Consider the following 24,247-nt stretch of genomic DNA (forward strand, 5'->3'; position numbering starts at 1 on the left):
GAGCCAGAGGACATGCAGACCAAGCTGGACGAAGCAAAGGCCGAGCTGCTCGCACGGGCCGCCCGGGTCGCTGAGAACAGCCCGGCCGGGGGGACACTTCCGACTGGGTCCGAGCAGAGGGAGCGGCCCGACGAGGGCACCTTGCTCTCGTACCTCCAGCGTTACTACCTGCACACCGCACCCGAGGACCTGCTGGACCGGGACCCGGTCGACGTCTTCGGTGCCGCCCTTTCGCACTACCGGCTCGCCGAGAACCGCCCCCAGGGCACCGCGAGCGTCCGCGTGCAGACCCCCACGGTCGAGGAGAACGGCTGGACCTCCAGCCACTCGGTCGTCGAGGTCGTCACGGACGACATGCCCTTCCTCGTGGACTCCGTCACCAACGAGCTCTCCCGCCAGGGCCGCGGCATCCACGTCGTGATCCACCCGCAGGTCGTCGTCCGCCGCGACGTCACCGGCAAGCTCATCGAGATCCTCGGCCCGGACTGCGACGCGCACGGCCCGAAGACCGCCCGCCCGCACGACGCGCTCGTCGAGTCGTGGATCCACGTCGAGACCGACCGCGAGACCGACAAGGCCGACCTCAAGCAGATCACCGCCGACCTGCTGCGCGTCCTGTCCGACGTCCGCGAGGCCGTCGAGGACTGGGAGAAGATGCGCGACGCCGCGCTGCGCATCGCCGACGGCCTGCCCGAGGAGCACGTCGCCACCGACCTGCAGCAGTACGAGGTCGAAGAGGCCCGCGAGCTGCTGCGCTGGCTCGCCGACGACCACTTCACCTTCCTCGGCTACCGCGAGTACAACCTGGTCGACGGCGACTCGCTGGCCGCCGTCCCCGGCACCGGCCTCGGCATCCTGCGCGCCGACCCGCACCACGGCAAGGAGGACGGCCACCCGGTCTCGCCGTCCTTCAACCGGCTGCCCGCCGACGCCCGCGCCAAGGCCCGCGAGCACCGCCTGCTGGTGCTGACCAAGGCCAACAGCCGCGCCACCGTGCACCGCCCGAGCTACCTGGACTACGTCGGCGTCAAGAAGTTCGACGCCGAGGGCAACGTCGTCGGCGAGCGCCGCTTCCTGGGCCTGTTCTCCTCGGCCGCGTACACCGAGTCGGTGCGCCGCGTGCCCGTCATCCGCCGCAAGGTCGCCGAGGTCCTGGAGCTGGCCGGCTTCGCGCCGTCCAGCCACGACGGCCGCGACCTGCTGCAGATCCTGGAGACCTACCCGCGCGACGAGCTGTTCCAGACCCCGGTCGACAAGCTCCGCGAGATCGTCACCTCCGTCCTGTACCTGCAGGAGCGCCGCCGACTGCGGCTGTACCTGCGCCAGGACGAGTACGGCCGCTACTACTCGGCCCTCGTGTACCTGCCGCGCGACCGGTTCACCACCGGCGTCCGGCTGCGCCTGATGGACATCCTCAAGGAGGAGCTGAACGGCTCCAGCGTCGACTTCACGGCCTGGAACACCGAGTCGGTCCTCTCCCGGATCCACTTCGTCGTCCGCGTCCCGCAGGGCACCGTGCTGCCCGACCTCACCGACGCCGACGCCGAGCGCGTCGAGGCCCGCCTGGTCGAGGCGGCCCGCTCCTGGGCCGACGGCTTCCAGGAGGCGCTGGTCAACGAGCTGGGCGAGGAGCGCGCCGCCGAGCTGATGCGCTGCTACGGCGACGCCTTCTCCCAGGGCTACAAGGGCGACCACTCGCCGCGCGCCGCCGTCGCCGACCTGGTCCACCTGGAGCGGCTCAAGGCCACCGACCGCGGCTTCGCGCTCTCCCTGTACGAGCCGGTCCACGCCGGTGCCGGCGAGCGCCGCTTCAAGATCTACCGCCGCGGCGAGCAGGTCTCCCTGTCCGCGGTCCTGCCGGTCCTCCAGCGCCTCGGCGTCGAGGTCACCGACGAGCGCCCGTACGAGCTGCGCTGCGCCGACCGCACCCAGGCGTGGATCTACGACTTCGGTCTGCGGATGCCCGCCGTGGGCGGCAACGGCGACCTCGGCGAGGACGCCCGCGAGCGCTTCCAGGAGGCCTTCGCCGCGGTCTGGATGGGCGAGGCGGAGAACGACGGCTTCAACAGCCTCGTGCTGAGCGCCGGGCTGACCTGGCGGCAGGCCGTCGTCCTGCGCGCGTACGCCAAGTACCTGCGCCAGGCCGGCTCCACCTTCAGCCAGGACTACATGGAGGACACCCTCCGCAACAACGTCCACACCACCCGGCTGCTGGTCTCGCTCTTCGAGGCCCGGATGTCCCCCGGCCGCCAGGCCGCGGGCACCGAGCTGATCGACGCCATGCTGGAGGAGCTGGACGGGGCCCTGGACCAGGTCGCCTCGCTCGACGAGGACCGCATCCTGCGCTCCTTCCTCACCCTCATCAAGGCGACCCTGCGCACCAACTTCTTCCAGAACGCCAGCGACGGGATCGGGAAGAGGGGGCAGACGGACGCGGCCGGGCAGCCGCACTCCTACGTCTCGATGAAGTTCGACCCGCAGGCCATCCCGGACCTGCCGGCCCCGCGCCCGGCGTTCGAGATCTGGGTGTACTCGCCGCGCGTCGAGGGCGTCCACCTGCGCTTCGGCAAGGTCGCCCGCGGTGGCCTGCGCTGGTCCGACCGCCGCGAGGACTTCCGTACGGAGATCCTCGGCCTGGTCAAGGCGCAGATGGTCAAGAACACCGTCATCGTGCCGGTCGGCGCCAAGGGCGGCTTCGTCGCGAAGAACCTGCCGGACCCGTCGGTGGACCGCGACGCGTGGCTGGCCGAGGGCATCGCCTCGTACAAGATCTTCATCTCGGCGCTGCTCGACATCACCGACAACATGATCGCCGGCGAGGTCGTGCCCCCGAAGGACGTCGTCCGCCACGACGAGGACGACACCTACCTCGTCGTCGCCGCCGACAAGGGCACCGCGACCTTCTCCGACATCGCCAACGGCGTGGCCGAGGCGTACGGCTTCTGGCTGGGCGACGCGTTCGCCTCCGGCGGCTCCGCCGGCTACGACCACAAGGGCATGGGCATCACCGCCCGCGGCGCCTGGGAGTCGGTCAAGCGGCACTTCCGCGAGCTGGGCCACGACACCCAGACCGAGGACTTCACCGTCGTCGGCGTCGGCGACATGTCCGGTGACGTGTTCGGCAACGGCATGCTGCTCTCCGAGCACATCCGCCTGGTCGCCGCCTTCGACCACCGGCACATCTTCCTCGACCCGACCCCGGACGCGGCCGTCTCGTACGCCGAGCGCCGCCGCCTCTTCGATCTGCCGCGCTCCTCGTGGGCGGACTACGACACGGAGCTGCTGTCCGCGGGCGGCGGCATCCACCCGCGCAGCGCGAAGTCCATCCCGATCAACGCGCACGTGCGCGAGGCCCTCGGGATCGAGGCGGGCGTCACCAAGATGACCCCGGCCGAGCTGATGCAGACGATCCTGGCGTCCCCCGTGGACCTGCTGTGGAACGGCGGCATCGGTACGTACGTCAAGGCCAGCACCGAGTCCCACGCGGACGTCGGCGACAAGGCCAACGACGCCATCCGCGTCAACGGCGCCGACCTGCGCGTCAAGGTCGTCGGCGAGGGCGGCAACCTGGGCCTGACCCAGCTCGGCCGCATCGAGTTCGCCCGCACCGGCGGCAAGGTCAACACCGACGCCATCGACAACAGCGCCGGCGTGGACACCTCGGACCACGAGGTGAACATCAAGATCCTGCTGAACGCGGTGGTCGCGGACGGCGACATGACCGTCAAGCAGCGCAACAAGCTGCTCGCGGAGATGACCGACGAGGTCGGCCGCCTGGTGCTGCGCAACAACTACGCGCAGAACACCGCCCTGGGCAACGGCAGCGCCCAGGCCCCCAGCCTGCTCCACGCCCAGCAGCGCTTCATGCGCCGGCTGTCGCGCGAGGGCCGGCTGGACCGTGCGCTGGAGTTCCTGCCCGCGGACCGGCAGATCCGCGAGCTGCTGGGCAACGGCAAGGGGCTGACCCAGCCCGAGCTGGCCGTGCTCCTCGCCTACACGAAGATCACGGCGGCGGACGAGCTGATCCACACCGATCTGCCGGACGACCCGTACCTGCGCCGCCTGCTGTTCGCGTACTTCCCGCAGGCCCTGGGCGAGCGGTTCCCCGAGCAGATCGAGGGCCACGCGCTGCGCCGGGAGATCATCACCACGGTGCTGGTCAACGACACCATCAACACCGGTGGCTCGACCTTCCTGCACCGCCTGCGCGAGGAGAGCGGTGCCTCCCTGGAGGAGATCGTCCGGGCGCAGCTCGCGGCCCGCGAGATCTTCGACATGGCCGACGTGTGGGACGCCGTCGAGGGCCTGGACAACCAGGTCGCGGCCGACGTCCTGACCCGGATCCGGCTGCACTCGCGCCGCCTGGTCGAGCGCGGCACCCGCTGGCTGCTGAACAACCGGCCGCAGCCGCTCCAGGTGACCGAGACCATCGAGTTCTTCCGCGAGCGGGTCTCCACCGTCTGGGCGGAGCTGCCCAAGCTGGTGCGCGGCGCGGACCTGGAGTGGTACCAGCTGGTCCTCGACGAGCTGACCGAGGCGGGCGTGCCGGACGAGCTGGCGGTCAAGGTCGCCGGCTTCTCCTCGGCCTTCCCGACGCTCGACATCGTCGCGATCGCCGACCGCGTGGGCAAGGACGTGCTGGACGTCGCCGAGGTGTACTACGACCTCGCCGACCGGCTGAACATCACCCAGCTGATGGACCGGATCATCGAGCTGCCGCGGGCCGACCGCTGGCAGTCCATGGCCCGCGCCTCCATCCGCGAGGACCTGTTCGCCGCGCACGCCGGGCTCACGGCCGACGTCCTGTCGGTGGGCAACGGCAGCTCGACCCCCGAGGACCGGTTCAAGGCCTGGGAGGAGCAGAACGCGGCGATCATCGGCCGGGCGCGCACCACGCTGGAGGAGATCCACGGGTCGGACGACTTCGACCTGGCGAACCTGTCGGTCGCGATGCGGACGATGCGGACGCTGCTGCGGACGCACAGCTAGTCGCTCGGTCGCTGAACGGCGCGAGGGCCCCCGGACCGTTTCGGTCCGGGGGCCCTTGGTGTTGTGGGGTGCTGGTGCTGGTGCTGGTGCTGGTGCTGGTGCTGGTGCTGGTGCCGGTTGTCGCTACTTCTTGCGCGTGAAGGCCTCGTACGCGTCGCAGACCTCCTTGGTCGGGCCGTCCATGCGCAGCACCCCCGACTCCAGCCAGATCGCCCGGTCGCAGGTCTCGCGGATGGTGCCGATGCCGTGGCTGACCAGGAAGACCGTGCCGGCCTCCTTGCGCAGTTCCTCGATGCGCTGCTGGCTGCGGCGCTGGAAGCGGGCGTCGCCGGTGGCCAGCGCCTCGTCGATCATCAGCACCTCGTGGCTCTTGGCCGCGGCGATGGAGAAGCGCAGTCGGGCCGCCATGCCCGAGGAGTACGTGCGCATCGGGAGGGAGATGAAGTCGCCCTTCTCGTTGATGCCGGAGAAGTCGACGATCTCCTGGTAGCGCTCCTGGATCTGCTGCTTGGTCATCCCCATGGCCAGGCCGCCGAGCATGACGTTGCGCTCGCCGGTCAGGTCGTTCATCAGGGCCGCGTTCACGCCGAGGAGGGAGGGCTGGCCGTCGGTGTAGATCCGGCCCGCGGCGGTCGGCAGCAGGCCCGCGATGGCCTTGAGGAGGGTGGACTTCCCGGAGCCGTTCGAACCGATCAGGCCGATCGCCTCGCCCTTGTACGCGACGAAGCTGACGCCCTTGACGGCGTGCACCTCGCGCACGCCCGGCCGCTCGCGGCGGGTGACGATCCGGCTGAGGGCGGAGGTGGCGCTGCCGCGGCCGCCGCCGGCTCCCTGCACCTTGTAGACGACGTGCACGTCGTCGGCGATCACGGTGGGGACGCGAGTGTCAGCCACGGCCGTATTCCTCCTCCGCCTTCCAGAAGTAGACGAAGCCGCCGACGCCCGCAAGCACGGCCCAGCCGACGGCGAGGGCCCAGGCGTGGTGGGGCAGCTGGCCGGCGTGGAAGCTGTCCAGCAGGGCGAAACGCATGAGGTCGATGAAGAGGGCCGCGGGGTTCCACTGGAAGGCGAGCACGACCGCCTGCGGCGCGTGGTGCTCCTGGAGGGTGTGGCTGATGTTCCACATCACGCCGGAGGCGTACATCCACGTGCGCAGCACGAACGGCATCAGCTGCGAGACGTCCGGGTTCCGGCTGCCGATCCGGGCCATGACCAGGGCGCAGCCCGCGCAGAAGACCGCGAGCAGCAGCAGCGCGGGCAGGGCGAGGAGCCAGGACGGCCGGGGCGGCTGGCCGAAGGCGAGCAGGATGAGGACCAGTGCGCCCATGGTGACCAGCAGCTGCTGGAACAGCTGCACGACGGTCGAGACGGGCAGGGCGGCGCGGGGGAACTGCAGGGCCCGTACGAGGCCCAGGTTGCCGGAGACCGCGCGGGTGCCGGAGTTGAGGGCACTGGAGAAGAAGTCCCACACGAACACGCCGGTGACCAGGTACGGGATGAACTGGGGGGTGTGCTGCCGGGTGTTCAGGACGACGCCGAAGATCAGGTAGTAGACGGCGGCGTTGAGCAGCGGCGTCATCAGGTGCCAGACCTGGCCGAGCCGGGCGGTGCTGTACGTGGCGTTCATCCGGGCCGTGGCGAAGGCGGCGATGAACTGGCGGCGCCCCCACAGCTGGCGGGCGTACGCGGACAGGCCCGGGCGCTCGCCGCTGACGCGCAGCCCGTGCGCGGCGGCCAGCCGGGCGGCTTCGGGGGAGGGGGGCTTCCTCGGCAGTCGCACCCGGGTGTGGCCGGGCGGGGCGGAGGGGGGTGGTGGCGCGGTCGTCAGGCTCACGGAGGAGGTCGCTTTCGACGGTCGGCTGGGGTGGTGCGGCTGGCGGATGAACGATGGGACGGGTCCGTATCGTCGCTACGTGGAGGGTAGGGCGGTCTTACGTCGGGACGCAACCGTATCGTCGTGACGAAAGCCCCCGCTATGCTCGTTCGCATGACGACCGAGCCCGCCGCCCCGCAGTCCGCCCGCCGCGCGCCCGCCGGAGCGGCCGTCCTGCGCGAGGACGTCACCGAGGCGATCCGGGCCGCCGTCTTCGAGGAACTGGCCTCGGTCGGGTTCTCGAAGATGTCCATCGAGGCGATCGCCCGTCGGGCCGGCGTCGGCAAGACGGCCGTCTACCGCCGCTGGCGCTCCAAGCTGCACCTCGTCCTCGACCTCGTCTCGGCGTTCGCCGCCCAGGGGCTGCCCGCGCCGGACACGGGCTCGCTCCAGGGCGACGTACGGGCGCTGCTCGAGGTCATGGCCCAGCTGCTGCGCCACCCGGTCGCCTCCCAGGTGATCCCGGACCTGCTGGTGGAGTCCGCCCGCAATCCGGAGATCGCCGAGGCGGTGCGCGGGGTGCTGACGCAGGGCCAGGAGGGCATCGCGGCGGACGTCGTACGGGCCGCCGTCGAGCGGGGTGAACTCCCCGAGGGGACCGAGCCGGCTCGGGCGCTGGACCTGGTGATCGGACCGCTGTACTGGCGGCTCGTGGTGATCCGGGAGGACCTGCCCCCGCGCTACCTCGACGAACTCGCGTGCGCGGTGGTGGCGGGGCTGGGGGCCGTCCCCGGGGCGTGACGCGGCCCCAGCCCGGGTGTCACGAGGGGCGCTGGCCGGAACGGGCGCGATTTCGCCGGCGTCGGGGTGGGGTCATCTGCGTCGGGGTGGGCTCGCTTCGCGGGGCCGCCCCGTGGTGTGCGGGTCCCCTCGGCGCTTGACCGCCCATGGCCTGCAGGCCCTGCGGCAGGCCCACCCCGGAGGCTTCGGGGCTTCGCCTGGCCTTCGGCCACCTCCGGCCCAGGCCTGCCTCCGGACCAGCCTGCCATGGGCAGTCAAGCGCCTCCCCCGCACACCACGGGGCGGCCTGCGGGGGCTTCGCTCGGTTCGGGCACCGGCACGGGCACGGGCAGTGGTCCGGGGCTCAGGGGGCTGAGCGGGCTGGGGGGCTCACGGAGCCAGGAGTCGGTCCGCCACGCGGGCGGCCGCATGGCCGTCGTCGAGGTCGCAGTACGCGGCGCGGAAGGAGGCGTAGGCGTCCGCGTGGCGGGCGCGGACCGCGGGCGCCTCGCGCAGGGCCGCGCACAGTTCGGGGGTGGTGCGGAGCAGCGGGCCCGGGGCCTGGCGTTCCAGGTCGAGGCTCAGGCCGCGCACCCGGTCGCGGTAGTCCTCCAGGTCCGGGGTGTGCAGCAGGACGGGCCGTCCCGTGAGCGTGAAGTCGCACATCAGGGACGAGTAGTCGGTGACCAGCACGTCGGCCACCAGGAGCAGTGCCGCCGGGTCGGGGAGCCAGGAGACGTCCCGCAGGAACGGGGTGCGCGGCAGTGCCGGTCCGGTGGCCAGGGGGTGTCGGCGCACCAGGACGACGTGGTCGGCACCCAGGGACCGTTCGAGCTCCGGGAGGTCCAGGTGGCGGCTCGGGTCGAAGCCGAACGGGCCCTCCGCCGCGGTGGGCGTGCCGGCCTCGCCGTGCGCCAGGTGGTCGCGGAACGTGGGGGCGTACAGCACGACCGTGGCTCCGGTCGGCAGGTCCAGCGCGCGGCGCAGTTCGTCCGCGGCCTTCTCGCGGTCGGGGGCCAGCAGCAGGTCGTTGTGCGGGGAGCCGGCCTCCAGCACCTCGCCGGCGTGGCCGAGCGCCCGGCGCAGCACCCCGGTGGCGAACCGGCTCGGCGAGACCAGCACCGACCACTGGCGGGCCAGCCGGGGCAGGGCCTCCAGCCTGCGGTGGTCGGCGTAGAGCCCGCCCGTCAGGTCGGCGCCCACCCGTTTGACCGGGGTGCCCTGCCAGACCCGTACGACGGTCTGCTCGGCCCGCTTCTCGAACCAGTCGGGCAGGTCCGCGGCCGTCACGATCCGGCGGGACCGGGCCAGCGCCTCGTACCAGGCGCCGCTGTGCAGTTCGACGGGCGTGGCCGACGGCGGCGGGTCCAGGCGCTGGTCGTGGGTGATCCACAGGTGTTCCACCTCGGTGCCGCGGCGCAGCAGTTCGGCGTGGACGGCGCGGGCCGCGGGCGACTCCGCGTACAGCACCGCGTCGTGCAGCGGCCGGGAGCGGTGCGCGGGGTAGTGGGCGGTCTGCAGGATGCGCTGGCGGTACGGGCCCCGCTCGGCGCGCGGCAGCAGCGAACCGGCGGTGAGGTGGAGCCGGTCGCCGTGCCGTCGGCCGACCGTGAACTCCCGCACGCCGACGGTGAAGTGCAGCGGCAGTTCCTGTGCGGTGGTGGCGAGCATGCGCAGCCGGTGTTCGGTGCCGCTGGGCTCGCGCAGGTACGCCGTCCACTCGCCCTCGCGCAGGCCGCCGGGGGCGGTGCGGGCGGGGGCGCCGGAGGCTGCGGCCCTCCTCGCTCCCGCCGTGCGGCCCGTGGGCCCGCCGCCCGGCGCGAGGGACGCGGTGAACCTGCCGCGCACCGGGGCCAGCGGCACCAGCAGTTCCTCGTGGAGTGCCGTGTGCCGCAGCACCAGCTCGGCGGCCGTCACGGCGGGCGGGCAGGTGCCGGCCAGGGTCAGGGTGCCCGTGTGCTGGTCCCAGGCGACGGAGTCGAGCAGGGGCCGCTCCGTGACCTCCAGGGTGAGCCGCCCGTACGGGTCCGTCAGCACGCACAGCGGGTAGCGTCCCGGCGTCAGTGCGGGCGAGGCGGCCAGTTCGGCCGGGTTGCCGTCCTCGCGCACCAGCTCGGCCGTCCACACCTCGCCGTCCGGGGCCGGCAGCGCCTCCGGCCGGCGGGCGGGGCCGGGCGGGGCGTCGTACAGCAGGGCCGGGTCGAGCAGCGCGGTGAAGGACGCGCCGTCCACCGCCACGGGCACCACCACGGCCTCCCCGCCCGGCCGGCCGACGCGCAGCTGGGCCGGGGCCTGCGGGCCGGCGGCGGGCGCGAAGAGCGTGCCGAACAGTGCCAACCGGCCGTCCGGGCGCAGCTCGTGGCCGGTGACCAGGCCCGCGTACGGGCGGACCCGCAGCACCGCCCGGCCGTCGGAGAAGTCCAGCGTGACCCGGGTGCCCAGGCCGCGGTCGAAGACCAGCGGCTGGGCCTGGCCCGGGTCCAGGGCCCGGACGGCCGCCCGGCGCAGCCCGCTGACCACGCCGATGTGCCAGTCGCCGGTGCGCAGCGCGTGCGGGTCGACGGTCATGGCGAAGCCGGAGCCGTCGTAGTTGTGGCGGCTCTGCCCGGACTGCTCGGTGGCCTCCGCCGCCACCGTGCTGCGGGTGGGCACCAGGCGCAGCCGCCGGCCCGAGCGCAGCACGCCGGTGCGCAGCGGGAGCCGTGGGGCGGCCGCGCCGAGGTTGCGGATGTACGCGTAGCCGGTGAGTCGCAGCCGGCCCTCGGGCAGCCACGTGGCGGACAGCAGCCGGGCCACCACGGGCAGGTCGGTGGCACCGCGCAGCCGGGTCGTGGCGGTGGGCAGCGGCACGCCGGGGAAGACGGCGTGGTGGCGGCGCACGTCGAAGACCGGGCCCTCGGCGATGAGGTCGAGCAGCTCGGGCACCCGGCCCTCGCGCACCAGCTGGTACTGGGCGCGCAGGTCCACCGGCAGCCCGTCGGTGATGTCCGGGCCCGCCCGGTCCAGGAAGGCGGCCGTGCCCGCCAGCAGGGTGTCGCGGTACTCGGGGCTGCCCTCGGGGAGCCGGCGCAGGAACCGCATGAAGTCGTCGCGCAGGCAGGAGGCGTCGTACGTGCGCTGGTGGCCGGTGGAGCCGGTGGGCGCGGTGCGGGGGCGGGCGAGGGCCTCCATGGAGGACCGCCCGTACGGCCGTACGTACGTGCGCCCGAACGGGCCGGCGAGCGGATGGCGGGGCACGGACCCGGGGCGCGGGACGTCGGCGCCGGCGGCGGTGGCGGCCTCCGAACGGGCCAGGAACTCGCTGATCTCCTCGCAGGCCGTGATCCGGTCCCGCACCCCCGCCACGTCCGTGCCCCGGTGCGCGAGCGAGCCCTCCCGGACCCGCCAGTAGTACACGTGCCCCTGGAGCACGTCGACGGAGTCCGCCAGGAAGTGGGCCGGGATCGTCACCGGGGCGTCCTCGTACAGCCGGCCCTCGGGGAAGGCGAGGGCGTGCCGGTCCCAGAACGATCTGCGGAACACCTTGTTCCAGGCCCAGCGGTCCGTGAGCAGCTCCCACTGCCGGGTGATGTGGGTGGCCTCCAGGTCGTCGCGCAGCCACTGGTACTGCCAGGACTGCTCGCACTCGCGGCCGCGCATCCGCCACACGTTGCCGGTCGCGAAGTCCGAGCCGGTCCGGTCCAGGCTCGCCAGCATCCGCTCGTACGCGTCCGGGGCGACCAGGTCGTCGCTGTCGACGAAGGTCAGGTACGGGACCCCGGGCGTGGTGTGCCGGACGCCGGTGTTGCGGGCCGCGGCCAGCCCCGCGTCGGGCTGGCGGACGTACCGGAAGCGGCTGTCGCGGTTGGCGAACCGGCGCGCGATCTGCCCGCTCTCGTCCGTCGACCCGTCGTCGACCAGCACCGCCTCCAGCGAGGGCTCCGTCTGCCCCGCCACCGACCGCAGGCACGCGAGCAGGTACGGGGCCACGTCGTGGACGGGGATGACAACGCTCAGGCGGGGCTTCACAGGGGCTGCCTTCCGGGACGAAGGGTGCAGAAATATGTCGAAGGTGGCGAAGGTTACGGTTCTCGCGCAACCTCAACCCGTCCGGAGGGCGGGAGTCACCCGAACTGGGCCGAACGGGGCAGCGGGAACACCCCGCCGGCGCTCCCGGCTGGGCCGCCCGAGGGGCGCGCGCCCCGGGTCCGCCGCCTTCCGCCCCGCCTTCCGTCCCGCTTTCCGCACCTGGTCCTGCTCGTACGACGACGGCCACGCCGCCGCCCGCTCCGTCCGCGCGTTCTTCGACCCGACGGGTGACGCGGGCCGGGCGGGGTCAGTCCAGCGTCAGGCGGTCGTACGCGGGGGCGGCGCGGCGCTGGCCGGGGGTGGTGGCGCCGGTGCCGGGTGCGGCGGGGGCGGGACGGCGGTCCTCGAGGGGGACGAACGGGGGCAGGCCGGTGGTCTGGCCGAGGAAGACCCGGCGGACCACGCGCTCGGCCGCGTGGCCGTCGTCGTACGGGCAGAACCGGGTGCGGAACGCGGCCCGCAGCTGCGCCGAGCGGGAGCCCTTCCAGTGGCCGGTGGCGAAGATGTCGACCAGCTCGTCCTCGGTGCGGGCGATCGCGCCCGGCGGGAAGGAACGCAGGTCGAAGTACGTGCCGCGGGTCGCCTCGTACGCCTCCCAGTCGTCGGCGTGGACCACGATCGGCCGGTCCAGGCAGGCGTAGTCGAACATCAGGGAGGAGTAGTCCGTGACGAGTGCGTCGGAGGCCAGGCAGAGCTCCTCCACCGAGGGGTGGTCCGAGACGTCCACCAGCCGCGGGTGCGGGTCGCGGCCGAGCGGGCCGCCGTACGTGCGGTGCGCGCGGGCCAGGATCGTGAAGCGCGGGCCCAGGTCCCGCAGCACCCGCTCGAAGTCCAGGTGGTCGGGGCGGCTGCGCCGGTAGTCGCGGTGGGTGGGCGCGTACAGGATCGCGGTGGTGCCGGGCGGGATGCCGAGCCGTTCGCGGATCTCCAGCACCTCGGCGGAGCCCGCGCGGTGGAAGACGTCGTTGCGCGGGGCCCCGTACTCCAGGGTGGTGTACGGGGCGGGCAGGGCCTTCTCCCACACCAGGGTGGAGTGGTGGTTGCCCGACAGCAGGTAGTCCCACTGGTCGGCGCCGCGCAGCAGCCCGGCGACGTCGGGGGTCGGGGCGGCGGCCGGGCGGTCGACCAGGTCCAGGCCCACGCGCTTGAGCGGGGTGCCGTGCTGGGTCTGGAGCAGCACCTGGCCGGCCCGGCGGACGAACCGGGGATCGACGTCGGTGTTCGTGACCAGGTACCCGGCCCGGGCCAGCGCGCTCCAGTAGCCGGCCGAGCCGGGCCGCAGCCGGGCGGTGCCGGCGGGCACGGTCGCGTCGTGCTCCGGGCCGCAGATCCAGGCCGTGCGGAACCGGGGCGCGAGCTCGCGCAGCTTCGCCTCGACGGCGGCCGGGTCGCAGGCGTAGCCGCCGTGCCCGTACGCGCAGAACACGGCGAGGTCGGGGCGCAGCGGCAGCAGCCGCTGGAGGCGGTGGTGCAGCAGCATCAGGCGCTCGCGCACCGCCCGGCCCAGCGCGCGGGTGCGGGTACGGGCGCGCAGGAACGCGGTGCGCGCCCCGGTCAGGGCGCGGTACGTGGTGTGGTCGCCCAGCCGTACGAGGGCGTGCCGGATCCGGGTGCCCGGGGCGGGTACGGCGCCCGGGGCGGTTACGGCGCCGGGGACGCGGTAGCGGCGCAGCTGGGCGCGGGCGCGGCGGAAGAACTCGCGCCGGGAGCCGCGCGGGAGGCGGTCGGGGGCGGCGTACAGGCCGGTGAGGTGCTCGGCCATGCGCCGGTAGAGGAGGGGACGCCAGCGCTCCAGCTCGGGGCGGCCGGCGAGGAAGGCGAACACCCGGTCGTACTGGGCGAAGACGTCGAAGTGGCGGCGGGTGCTGGTGGACAGGACCGAACCGGTGCGCCGCTGCCGGTGGTGGACGCACACCCGGTCCAGGACCGCGAGGGAGGTGGCGGTCATGAGCGCCGGGTACGTCCACGGGACGTCCTCGTACAGGCCGGGCGGGAAGGACAGCCCGGCGCGCTCGATGAACTCGCGCCGGTAGGCCTTGTCCCCGATGAGCAGCACCGGGCCGAGCAGGTCGGGCCGGTCGGTGAGCCGGAAGCTGGCGGGGCCGTCCTCGCGGAGCCGGCCGGCGAGCCGTTCGCGGACGGTCTCGCCGGTCCAGTGGGTGCGCGCGTGGTCGTAGACGAGCACGTCGGGGGAGCCGGTGGCCTTCAGGCGGTCGGTGACGGCCTGGAGCGCGCCGGGCACCAGGGTGTCGTCGGCGTCGAGGAAGACCAGGTAGTCGCCGGTGGCCCGGGCCAGGCCGGCGTTGCGGGCCGCGCCGGGGCCGAGGTTGTGCGGGAGGTGGACGGCAGTGACGCGGGGGTCACGGGCCGCGTACCGGTCGATGATCTCGCCGCAGGCGTCCGGGGAGCAGTCGTCGACGGCGATCACTTCGAGGTCGGTGTACGACTGGGTCAGGACGGAGTCCAGGCTCTCCTGGAGGTAGGCCTGGACCTTGTACGCGGGCACGATGACGCTGAACCGGGGCACGGCACATCCAGGGGTCGGCGCGGGCATATTGCCCAGGAACCGCTGGTCGGGTGACCGGGTTACGCGGGGCGTGGCAACCGGGTTATCCGTCGGATTACAAGATCGCCCCGCCCCGTTCCCTCACTTGATGGCGCCGGCGAGCACCCCGGAGACGAACTGCCGCTGGAACGCGAAGAACACCACGAGCGGCACCACCATCGAGATGAACGCCCCGGGCGCCAGCACGTCGATGTTGTTGCCGAACTGCCGGACCTGCTGCTGCAGCGCGACCGTGATCGGCGGTCGGGTGGAGTCGGCGAAGACCAGCGCGACCAGCATGTCGTTCCACACCCACAGGAACTGGAAGATGCCCAGCGAGGCGATCGCCGGCCCGCCCAGCGGCAGCACCACCCGTGCGAACAGGCGCAGTTCGCCGGCCCCGTCGAGGCGGGCCGCCTCCAGCAGCTCGCGCGGGATCTCGGCGAAGAAGTTGCGCAGCAGGAACACCGCGAACGGCAGCCCGAAGGCGGTGTGGAACACCACCACGCCGGCCGTGGTCTCGAACAGCCCGATGGCGCCGAAGAGTTCCGACACCGGGATCAGCGCCACCTGCACCGGCACCACCAGCAGCGCCACCACCACCAGGAACAGCGCGTCGCGGCCCGGGAACTCCAGCCACGCGAAGGCGTACCCGGCGAAGGCCCCGAGGGCGAGCACCAGGAGCGTGGCCGGCACGGTGATGAGGACGGTGCTCACCAGGGAGCGGGTGATCCGCTCGTCCGAGAGCAGGTGGGCGTAGTTCTCGGTGGTCAGCCGTGCGGGCGCCGTCAGCACCTGCCACCAGCCGCCGGAGCTGAGGTCGCCGGGGGCCAGGAACGAGGAGGCCAGCAGGCCGATCGTGGGCAGCAGCCAGAACGCGGCCGCGAGCACGAGGAAGACCCGCGTCCCGCCGCTCGCGGCGCGCGACGCCAGCCGGGCGACGACCCCGCCCCGGGCCGGGGCGGCGGGCGCCGCGGCCCGGGCCGGCCGGCCTCCGGTCGCCTGCGGTACGGCACTCATCGGCGGGCCTCCCGTCGCATGCGGCGGATGTTGAACCACATCACCGGCACCACCAACACCAGTAGCAGCACCGCGATCGCCGAGCCCACGCCCTGGTCGGCGTCGGTGCCGAACGAGGTCCGGTACAGCTGCAGGGCCAGGACGTTCGCGTCGTCCTGCACCGAGCCCGGAGCGATCACGAACACCAGGTCGAAGATCTTCATCACGTTGATCACGAGGGTGACCAGCACCACCGCGAGCACCGGCGCCAGCAGCGGCACCGTGACCCGCCGGAACACCTGCCACTCGTTGGCGCCGTCCACCCGGGCCGCCTCCAGCAGCTCCCGCGGCACCGCCGCCAGCCCGGCGCCGATCAGCACCATCGCGAACCCGGCCCACATCCACACGTACGCGCCGATCACCGCGGGCGTCACCAGCACCGGGCCGAGCCACTCCACGCCCGCGTACGGCTCGCGGAAGTTCGCCGCCGGCAGCCGCAGCACCGCCCCGTCGGCGGCCGCGGGGAGCGTGAACGTGCCGTCCGCGCGGGCCTTCGTGGCCGCCACGACCCTGCCGTCCACGACCGCCTCGACGCGCATGCCCGCGTACCCGGACTCGCGCGGGTCCACCGCGTCGCGCCGGCCCCCGCCGCCCCGGGTGAAGTCCTGCCAGGTCGTGCCCGTCACCCTCCCGGGCTCCGCGGCCGCCGGCCGGGCCGGCCGGGTGCCGTCCGGCAGCGCCTCCGGCGGTACGCCGACCAGCGGGAGCAGCACCGGTACCCCGGCCCGTACCGGCGCCCGCGTCACGTACCCGCCGCCCGGGGCCGGGACCAGGGCGGCGTCCGGGCGCGGCCGGGCCCGCGGGAACGCCGAGGACGGGGCGAACGTGTCGTGCACCCCGACCCACACCGCGTTGGCCACGCCCCGGTCCGGGTCCTGCTCGTAGACCAGCCGGAAGATGATCCCCGCTGCCAGCATCGAGATCGCCATGGGCATGAACACCAGCAGCTTGAACGCGGTGCCCCAGCGCACCCGTTCGGTCAGCACCGCGAAGACCAGGCCCAGCGCGGTGGCCACGGCCGGGGCGACCACCACCCACACCGCGGTGTTGCCCAGCGCCGTGCGGGTGGCCTCGTCGGTGAACAGCCGCCGGTAGTTGTCCAGCCCCGCGAACCGGTCGCCCGTACGGTCGAACAGGCTGCGGTAGACCGAGTAGCCGATGGGGTGCACGACCAGCGCCCCGAGCAGCACCAGCGCGGGCAGCAGGAACAGGGCGGCCACCGTCAGCCGCCGGTTCCGGGCGGCCCGCCGCGGGTCGCGGGGGGCCGCCCGGGTGACGGGCGCGGTCCGTTCCGGAGTGCCGGACACGGGGATCAGTGCCCGTAGGCCTTGGCCGCGTCGGACTCCAGCCGCGCCTGGGTCCCGGCGATGTCCTTCGGGTTCTTCAGGAAGTCCTGCAGGGCCTTCCACTCACCGGCGCCCGGGGTGCCGCCGAAGGACGCCGGGGCCTGGTCGGACATGTCGAAGCGGAAGTCGTCGCCGGCCGAGACCAGCGCCTTGGCGATGCCCCGCTGGATGTCGTCGGGGTAGGCCGCCGGGTCCAGGTTCCGGTTCGGCGAGATGAACCCGCCCTCCTTGGCCCACACGGCCGCCGCGTCCGGCGAGGCCAGGAACGTCAGCAGCGCCTGCGCCCCTTCGGAGGGCTTCAGCGCGACCGCCATGTCGCCGCCGGAGACCACCGGCGCGTCCTTGCCGACCGCCGGGAACGGGAACACCTTCGCGTCCGTGCCGATCTTCGCCTGGGTCTGGGCGATGTTCACGGCCACGAAGTCGCCCTCGAACACCATCGCCGCGCCCGGCTGGTCGCCGCCCGTGAAGGTCTGCGTCACCGACTTCGGGAACTCCGTGGCCAGTGCCCCGCTCTGACCGCCCGCCAGGAAGTCCTTGCGGCCGAAGAGCTGGGCCAGGGTGGTCAGGGCCTGCGTGACGCTCGGGTCGGTCCACTTGAGCTCGTGGCGGGCCAGCTTGTCGTACTTCTCCGGGCCCGCCTGGGAGAGGTAGACGTTCTCGAACCAGTCCGTCAGGGTCCAGCCGTCCGCGCCGCCCACCGACACCGGGGGCGTGCCGGAGGCGGACAGCTCGTCGGCGGTCTTGAGGAACTCCTGCCAGGTGCGCGGGGGTTCGGAGACGCCCGCGTTGTCGAAGGCCCGGGTGTTGTACCAGACCAGCGACTTGTTGGCGGCCTTGAAGTACACCCCGTACTGGGTGCCGTCGAGCCGGCCGAGCTCCTTCCAGTGGTCGACGTAGTTGCGGTCCAGCTGGGCCTGGGCCTCCTTGCCGACCGGCTGCACCCACTTCCGTTCCACCGCCTGGGCCAGCGCGCCCACCTGCGGGAGGAGGGCCACGTCCGGCGGCTGGCCGCCGGCGATCTTGGTGCCGAGGAAGGTCACGATGGGGTCCTGGGCCGGGACGAACGTGGTCTTCGCCCCCGTGCGCTTCTCGAACTCCTTCAGGACCTTGGTGAAGTTGGCCTGTTCCGGTCCCGTCCACACCGCGGCCACCGACACCTGCTGGCCGGTCAGGTCCGGTAACCGGACCGTCGTCCCGGCGCCGGTCGCACTCGGTGACCCGCTCCCGCTCGGCCCGCTGCTGCCGCCGTCGCTGTCGCAGGCGGTGAGCACCAGCGCCCCGGCGGCGGCCAGCACCACCCAGGCGCGCACACCCGCGTGCCCGCGGACGCCGTGCCGGCTTCGGTTTCGGTCTCGGCTTCGCACGTGACTGCCCCCGTCTCCCGGAATCCCGATCCCCCAGGTCTACGCCCGCCCCCACACCGACGCAATACCGCGTCCGGGGGGCGCGTCCCGCGGCGCGCCCCCTTCCCGGGGTGTGCCCGGCCCGCAGCCCTCACCCCCACCGGTCCGGCCCGCGAAGGGGCCGGACCCTCCTAAGGGGCCGCAGGAAAGAGCACCGGTACGGCCGACACCAGATGCGACGCACGGTCCAACGCACTGGCGAGCAGCGCCAGATCCGTGGGCCCGTTCCCCAGCTCCCGCACCGGCCGCCGAGCCGGCGGATCCCCCATCCGCTCCCACTCCACCGGCACCACCGTCGGCCGCTGCGTCGCCGTACGGGGTATCCGCCCCGTCACCCGCCCGCCCTGGAACGGCGTGGTCCGCCCGTCCGGGTGCCGCAGCACCCCCCGCCCGGGCGCGGGCCGGTCCGCCCCGCCCCCGGACGCCGGTACGGCCTCCAGCTCGACCCGCAGCCCCGCGGCCCGGCCCAGCTCCGTGTCCGCCGTACGGTCCGGTCTCGACGTGGTGGCCACCAGGTGCACGCCGAGCCGCGCCCCGTCCCGGGCCACCGCCTCCAGCGCGCGCACGACCGACCCCGCGGCCGGCCGGCCCGTACTGCCCAGGGCGGGGGCGACCAGGGCGTCGTAGTCGTCCACCAGCACCACCAGCCGCGGCAGCGGCGTCGGGCCCACCTCCGTCCGGACGGCCGCGGCCCGCAGCCGCAGCGTGCCCGTGCGCGCCGGATCGAGGTCGCCGGTCGACTCCGCCGGGCCGGGCCGGCGCGGGGCCACCACCCGGGCCGCCGCCTCCCGGCCCTCGGGCAGCGCCCGGGCCGCGTGCCAGTCGGCGAACGGCACCCCGTCCAGCAGCTCCGCCCGGCGCTTGAGCTCCGCGCCCAGGGCCTGGGCGAACTCGCGCATCCGCACCGGGTCCGCGGCCACCAGGTGTGCCGACACGTGCGGCAGTTCCGTGCACGGCTGGAGGCCTCCGCCGCGCTCGCCGCCCGCTCCGTCGAGCAGCACCAGACCCAGCCGGTCCGGGCGCGCGCCCGCGGCCAGCGAGGCCGCGACGGAGCGCAGCAGCTCGGTGCGGCCGCTGCCGGCCGGACCCTCGATGAGCAGGTGCGGGCCCTCGGCGACGAGTTCGGCGCCCACCGGCCCGCGGCGGCCGCCGCCCAGCACCAGCTCGGCGAGCCCGCCGACCTCCTGGCCTTGTTCGGTGGCCGCGGCCCAACGGGCCATCAGGGACGCGGGCGTGGCCCGGGCCAGGCCCAGCTCGTCCAGCAGCCGGGCGGTGGCGGGCAGCGCCGCGGCGGCCGGCCGCTGCGGTTCCGGGCCCGCGCAGTCCGCGCGCAGCGGGGCCAGGGCGCGGGCGAACCGCTCCGCCCACGCGGCCGAGACCGCGTCGGCGGTGACCAGCCGTCCGTGCCCGGCGGGCCGGCCGCCCCGCACCGGCAGGACCCGTACGGCGGTGGCGACGTCGCCGCTGAGCAGCGCGGCCGTACCGCACTCGCGGAAGGCGGGGGAGGCGGCGCAGGCGGTCTCGTACGTCTCGTCCAGCGGCGAGGCGGGTGAGGCCGAGGGCGCCTCGGCGAGGCACAGGACGTGGATGCCGGCCGCCGGGCCGTGCCCCGCGAGCCGCGCGACGGTGTCGCGCAGCGGGCCCGGGCCTGGGTCCCCGTCGAGCACGAGCACGGTGTACGGGCCCGTGTACGCGGCGGCGGCCGCGGCGACCGCCTCCCGGGCCTGCGAGGCCCACTGGGGGCCGAGGGCACCGTCGTCCAGCCGCCGGGTGAGCTCCGCGGTCCGGGCGGCGGCCTGGTCCTTGTCGTACGCGAGCAGCAGCCGGCAGTCCTGCCCGTGCCCGGGGCGCACGTGCGGCAGCCAGCCGAGCCAGGCCCACTCCGCACGCCGGTCCGGGAGCGGCCGCGCCCGGTCGGTGCTGATCAGCACGATCTCCAGGTCGCGCGGGGCGTGCAGGGCGGCGAGCTGCGCCAGCACGGAGCGGGCCAGTCCGGCCAGCCGGGCCCGGGGGCCGGCCAGGCCCAGTCCGCCGCAGGCGCGCAGCGGTGCGGCGACGCCGAAGCCGAGGCGCACCTCCAGCGCTTCGGGGTGCCGGCGGCCGCGCTCCCACAGCCGGGGGCCCGGTCCGAGGGCGGTCAGCAGCAGCTCGGCCGCGTCGGGGCGGTGGTCGTCGTTCCGGGCGTCGGGGGCGGCCGGGGCCTGCTCGGGCCCGGCGGCGACGGTCTCCTGCCCGTCCCGTCCCGCCCACCGCCGCGCCCAGGCCCCGAACCCGCGCCGCCGCCGTGGTGCCTCCGCGGCCTCGGCCTCGGCCGCGCCGGCGGCGGAGGTACCGGGGACCGGCCCGCCGTCGGGGAGACCGGGCGCCCCGCCCCCGGGCACCTGCGGACCCGCGGCCGGGAAGCCGGGGGCGGAGCCGGGGTGCTGGGGGCCGGCCGCGGTGCCCGGGCCGTACGTCTGAGGACCCGCGGAGGGATGGCCGGGTCCGGGCGCGGGGTGCTGCGGGGCGTGCCGTGGCTGCTGCGGGGCGGATGCCCGCGCACCCGGGGCCGAGCGGTCGCCGGCGGACGGCTGGTGCGGGACGCGCCCGTAGTGCTGCGGCGCCGCGGCGTTGCCCGGGGCGGCCGGGTACGGGCCGGCGTACGTACGGCCGCGCCCCTGAGTGGCCTGGCGGTCGGGGTCCGCGGGACCGTGCCCGGTGGTGCCCCGGTCGGCGTACGGGTCGACGAGGTGCGTGGCGGAGCTGACGGTCCCGTACCGCTGTCGGACCGGGGGCTCGCCGACCTCCGGGTCCTCGGCCACGGGGTGCTGGCGGGCGTACGGAGCCGGCGCGGCCGCCGCGGCCGCGTGACCGGGCGCCCCGGCCGGGCCGGTGTCGGAGGCCCCCGGGACCCGGTGGCCGTGGGTGTGGTCGCCGGCCGGGACGGGGGACGCGGGGCGGCCGTCGGCGGCCCGGCGGCCGTACTGCGCGGCCGCTCCTCCCGCCGCCGTCCCGCCCGCGGCGGCCCCGCCGGCGTCCCGCCCGCCGGCCGGGCCGTCCGCGCGGGCGGACGCGTCGTCGGAGCCCCTGCCGGTGGAGCCGGCCCCCGTTCCGCTGCCGCCGGGAGTGGCGCTCGCCTCCTCCGGGTCGCCGGGGACGTGGACGCGCAGGTGGCCCTCGGCGTCCGGGGTCGTCGCGAGGGCCGCGACCGCGGTCGGGGGCGCCAGGCGCAGGGTGGACTCGCCGACGCGCAGCAGCGCGCCCGGCGGCAGCGGCACGGGGGCGCGCCCGAGCGGGCGGCCGTCGAGGGCGGTGCCGTTCGTGGAGTCCAGGTCGGCCACCGCGACCCGGCCGTCCTCGGCCACGGTCACCGCGCAGTGCACGCGCGAGACGTCGGGGTCGTCCAGCGGCACGTCGGCGTCGGCGGAGCGGCCGACGCTGATCCGGCCGCCGTGCAGCAGGTGCACGCCGCCCGCGTCGGGGCCGGCCACCACGTGCAGTCGCGCCGCGGCGTCGTCGGCCGGGTCGTCCTCGCAGGCCGGCACGTGCAGGGACAGCACCGCCCCGTCCACCAGGGGCGGTTCGCCGAGTATCCGGCGCTGCGGGTCGAGCCGGTCCCGACCGGCGTAGAGGATCACGGTGCCGCCCGTGTCGGGGCCGCCGACGGTCGCGGCCAGGCCCGAGGCCACGGCGGCCAGCGGGGTGCCGGCCGGCGCGGTCACGAGCACGTCACAGGTCGCGGTCTGGTGGCCGCTGCGCGGCCCCAGGACGGTGAGCCGGATCTGCATGGCCCTCAGCGGTCCCTTCTGCGCGGTGCGCCCGGGCGCACCGCCGTGCCCCGGCAGGGAACGGGCCCGCTGTCCCGCGATCCCCCCGCCCGGCACGGGCGTGCGACGCCCGGTCAGGTCTGCCGGACCGGGGAGCTCCCGACTCCGCGGTTCCGTACGGGATGCATCCTCGCACTTGCCGCCGACAACACGCCCGGCACCCGCCAACAAATGATCTTGATCGATCGCCCCGCCGTGCAAATCCGGACGCGAACCGTCACACATCCGTCGTCATGGGCGCCCGGGCGCGCGCCCCGGCGCGCCCTCGCGCCGGTGCACCCCCGGTGGTGCCGCCGACCTGCCGCGATCCCGGCGTGCGGGTCCCGGCGGCGATCACCCACCGCACGTATGTACGGCAACCAACACTCCGAGGCCCGCGTCTTCCGGGGTGCCACCCCCTAAAGTGGCACGGAACGAAAAACTGACAGCAGGGAGCGCGTGACGTGCGGCCAGTCGGCAGCAAGTACCTCCTGGAGGAGCCGCTGGGTCGCGGTGCCACCGGGACCGTCTGGCGTGCCCGCCAGCGGGAGACCGCGGGCGCCGAGGCGGCCGTGGCCGGCCAGCCCGGCGAGACCGTCGCCATCAAGGTGCTCAAGGAGGAGCTCGCCAACGACGCCGACGTCGTGATGCGCTTCCTGCGCGAGCGCTCGGTCCTGCTCCGCCTGACCCACCCCAACATCGTGCGCACCCGCGACCTCGTCGTGGAGGGCGACCTGCTGGCCCTGGTCATGGACCTGATCGACGGCCCGGACCTGCACAAGTACCTGCGCGAGAACGGCCCGTTCACGCCGGTCGCCGCCAGCCTGCTGACCGCCCAGATCGCCGACGCGCTCGCCGCCAGCCACGCCGACGGCGTCGTCCACCGCGACCTCAAGCCCGCGAACGTCCTGGTCGACGAGCGGGACGGCCGGATGCGGCCGATGCTGACCGACTTCGGCATCGCCCGCCTCGCCGACTCCCCGGGCCTGACCCGCACCCACGAGTTCGTCGGCACCCCCGCCTACGTCGCCCCCGAGTCCGCCGAGGGCCGCCCGCAGACCTCCGCCGTCGACATCTACGGCGCCGGCATCCTGCTGTACGAGCTGGTCACCGGCCGGCCCCCGTTCGCGGGCGGCACCGCGCTGGAGGTCCTGCACCGCCACCTCAGCGAGGAGCCGCAGCGCCCCTCCACGCTGCCCGAACCCCTGTGGACCGTCATCGAGCGCTGCCTGCGCAAGGAGCCGGACGAGCGGCCCAGCGCCCAGAGCCTGGCCCGCGGCCTGCGCGTGGTCGCGGCCGGCATCGGCGTGCACTCCTCCCCGTCCGAGGTCGAGGCCGCCCTCGGCGTGGGCGCGCTGCTCGCGCCGGACCCGTCGCCGGCGCCGGTCCCCGAGACGCCCGGGGCGGCCGACGCGACGCAGGTGCTGCCCAGCGGCTCCGCCGCGCCGGGCCCGTACGGCGCCCGGGGCGCGTACGACCCGAACGCCGCGACCTCCGTCCTGCCGCCGATCGGCGCCCCGGGCGGCCCCGGCGGCTCCGAGGACGCGACCTCCGTCCTGCCGCCGGTGGGTGCCGGCGCGGGTGCCCCGCAGGCCGACCCCACGGCCGTCATGCCGCCCGTCGAGCGGCCGGACAACCCGCACCCGTGGCAGTCGCAGCTGCAGGCGGCCCGCGAGCGCAACGAGCAGACGCAGATCCAGTACCTCGACCCCAGCGAGGACCCGCTGCGCCGCCGCCCGCAGCGCCAGGCGCCGCCGCCGGCCCGGCCGCAGCAGGCGCCGCGGCAACCCCAGCCGTACAACCAGGCCCCGCCGCCCCAGGGGTACCAGCAGCAGCCCTACCAGCCGCCGCAGCAGCAGCAGCCGCACCCGCAGCGGCCGTACCCGCCGCAGCCCCCGCACTACCAGGCCCCGCAGCAGCAGGCCCAGCCGTACCGGCAGGCCCCGCCGCCCGCGTACCAGCAGGCGCCCCAGCCCCAGCCGTACCAGGCGCCCCCGGCCGCCCCGCAGCGGCCGCAGGCCCCGGCGCGCCCCGCGCCCGAGCCGCGCGAGCCGCGCCGCCGCAGCGCCAACCCGATGCGGATCCCGGGCCTGGGCTGCCTCAAGGGCTGCCTGTTCACGATCCTGCTCTTCTTCGTCGCGGGCTGGCTCATCTGGGAGCTGACGCCGCTGCAGGAGTGGATCGGCACCGGCAAGGGCTGGTGGGACCAGCTGTGGAGCTGGGGCTCCGACATCGTCGACTTCGTCGGCGACCTCGGCAGCAGCGTCAGCGGGGGCGGCGGGGGTTCCACCGGCTCCTGACGCGTCCGCCCCGGTCCGTCGTGGATCGAGGGCCCGCGCGTACCGCGCCCGAAGGCCGCACCGGCATCCCGCCGGTGCGGCCTTCGGCGTTCCCCGGGGTCCGTCCGGGGTCCGCGGCACGCCGAGTTCGTAGATTTGTCGACTTCTGGGACGTGA

Annotated in this window: 11 protein-coding genes; 3 read left to right on the forward strand and 8 right to left on the reverse strand. The window is 74.8% G+C overall.

Annotation, left to right across the window (positions count from 1 at the left end; translation table 11 throughout):
- Window positions 1–12: 12 nt before the first annotated feature.
- Window positions 13–4,989 (forward strand): NAD-glutamate dehydrogenase, encoded by a 4,977-nt coding sequence (locus tag ACIQCH_RS18325; protein ID WP_402581996.1) that lies wholly within the window; start codon window positions 13–15, stop codon window positions 4,987–4,989.
- A gap of 123 nt (window positions 4,990–5,112) precedes the next feature.
- Here the strand turns inward: ACIQCH_RS18325 and ACIQCH_RS18330 are convergent, their stop codons facing one another.
- Together ACIQCH_RS18330 and ACIQCH_RS18335 are read right to left on the reverse strand one after the other, a co-directional pair.
- The gene (locus tag ACIQCH_RS18330; RefSeq protein ID WP_402581998.1) at window positions 5,113–5,883 is read right to left on the reverse strand and encodes an ABC transporter ATP-binding protein; all 771 of its coding nucleotides are present in this window, start codon (window positions 5,881–5,883) and stop codon (window positions 5,113–5,115) included.
- Window positions 5,876–6,823, reverse strand: a complete 948-nt coding sequence (locus tag ACIQCH_RS18335; protein WP_402582000.1) for an ABC transporter permease — start codon at window positions 6,821–6,823, stop codon at window positions 5,876–5,878. The genes ACIQCH_RS18330 and ACIQCH_RS18335 overlap by 8 nt, the downstream gene beginning before the upstream one ends.
- A 141-nt stretch (window positions 6,824–6,964) precedes the next feature.
- Here ACIQCH_RS18335 and ACIQCH_RS18340 point away from each other — a divergent pair, with 141 nt between their 5' ends.
- Window positions 6,965–7,603 carry a TetR/AcrR family transcriptional regulator gene (locus ACIQCH_RS18340; RefSeq protein WP_402582002.1) on the forward strand — a complete coding sequence of 213 codons (639 nt, stop codon included), beginning with the start codon at window positions 6,965–6,967 and terminating at the stop codon, window positions 7,601–7,603.
- A 369-nt stretch (window positions 7,604–7,972) separates the two neighbouring features.
- Here the strand turns inward: ACIQCH_RS18340 and ACIQCH_RS18345 are convergent, their stop codons facing one another.
- The 6 genes from ACIQCH_RS18345 to ACIQCH_RS18370 form a co-directional block, all read right to left on the reverse strand.
- A complete protein-coding gene (locus ACIQCH_RS18345) occupies window positions 7,973–11,590 on the reverse strand; it encodes a CDP-glycerol glycerophosphotransferase family protein (RefSeq protein WP_402582004.1) in 3,618 nt (1,205 codons plus the stop codon).
- 307 nt (window positions 11,591–11,897) lie between these two features.
- A complete protein-coding gene (locus ACIQCH_RS18350) occupies window positions 11,898–14,177 on the reverse strand; it encodes a CDP-glycerol glycerophosphotransferase family protein (RefSeq protein ID WP_402582006.1) in 2,280 nt (759 codons plus the stop codon).
- A gap of 120 nt (window positions 14,178–14,297) precedes the next feature.
- Window positions 14,298–15,215 (reverse strand): carbohydrate ABC transporter permease, encoded by a 918-nt coding sequence (locus ACIQCH_RS18355; RefSeq protein WP_402582008.1) that lies wholly within the window; start codon window positions 15,213–15,215, stop codon window positions 14,298–14,300.
- A complete protein-coding gene (locus ACIQCH_RS18360) occupies window positions 15,212–16,561 on the reverse strand; it encodes a carbohydrate ABC transporter permease (RefSeq protein WP_402582010.1) in 1,350 nt (449 codons plus the stop codon). The genes ACIQCH_RS18355 and ACIQCH_RS18360 overlap by 4 nt, the downstream gene beginning before the upstream one ends.
- Window positions 16,562–16,566: 5 nt before the next feature.
- A complete protein-coding gene (locus ACIQCH_RS18365; protein WP_402582012.1) occupies window positions 16,567–17,913 on the reverse strand; it encodes an ABC transporter substrate-binding protein in 1,347 nt (448 codons plus the stop codon).
- Between the two features lie 224 nt (window positions 17,914–18,137).
- Window positions 18,138–21,773, reverse strand: a complete 3,636-nt coding sequence (locus ACIQCH_RS18370; protein WP_402582014.1) for an FHA domain-containing protein — start codon at window positions 21,771–21,773, stop codon at window positions 18,138–18,140.
- A gap of 482 nt (window positions 21,774–22,255) precedes the next feature.
- Here ACIQCH_RS18370 and ACIQCH_RS18375 point away from each other — a divergent pair, with 482 nt between their 5' ends.
- Window positions 22,256–24,091: a serine/threonine-protein kinase gene (locus tag ACIQCH_RS18375; protein WP_402582016.1), complete on the forward strand. Its 1,836-nt coding sequence runs from the start codon at window positions 22,256–22,258 to the stop codon at window positions 24,089–24,091.
- Window positions 24,092–24,247: the final 156 nt, after the last annotated feature.

The organism is Streptomyces sp. NPDC093225 (genome assembly GCF_044753805.1).
In the GTDB taxonomy this organism is placed as follows: domain Bacteria; phylum Actinomycetota; class Actinomycetes; order Streptomycetales; family Streptomycetaceae; genus Streptomyces.

Bases quoted from the DNA above. Each gene is read 5' to 3' on its own strand.
- ACIQCH_RS18325 (WP_402581996.1), top strand. From the start codon at position 13: ATGCAGACCAAGCTGGACGAAGCAAAGGCCGAGCTGCTCGCACGGGCC.
- ACIQCH_RS18340 (WP_402582002.1), top strand. From the start codon at position 6,965: ATGCTCGTTCGCATGACGACCGAGCCCGCCGCCCCGCAGTCCGCCCGC.
- ACIQCH_RS18355 (WP_402582008.1), bottom strand. From the start codon at position 15,215: ATGAGTGCCGTACCGCAGGCGACCGGAGGCCGGCCGGCCCGGGCCGCG.
- ACIQCH_RS18370 (WP_402582014.1), bottom strand. From the start codon at position 21,773: ATGCAGATCCGGCTCACCGTCCTGGGGCCGCGCAGCGGCCACCAGACC.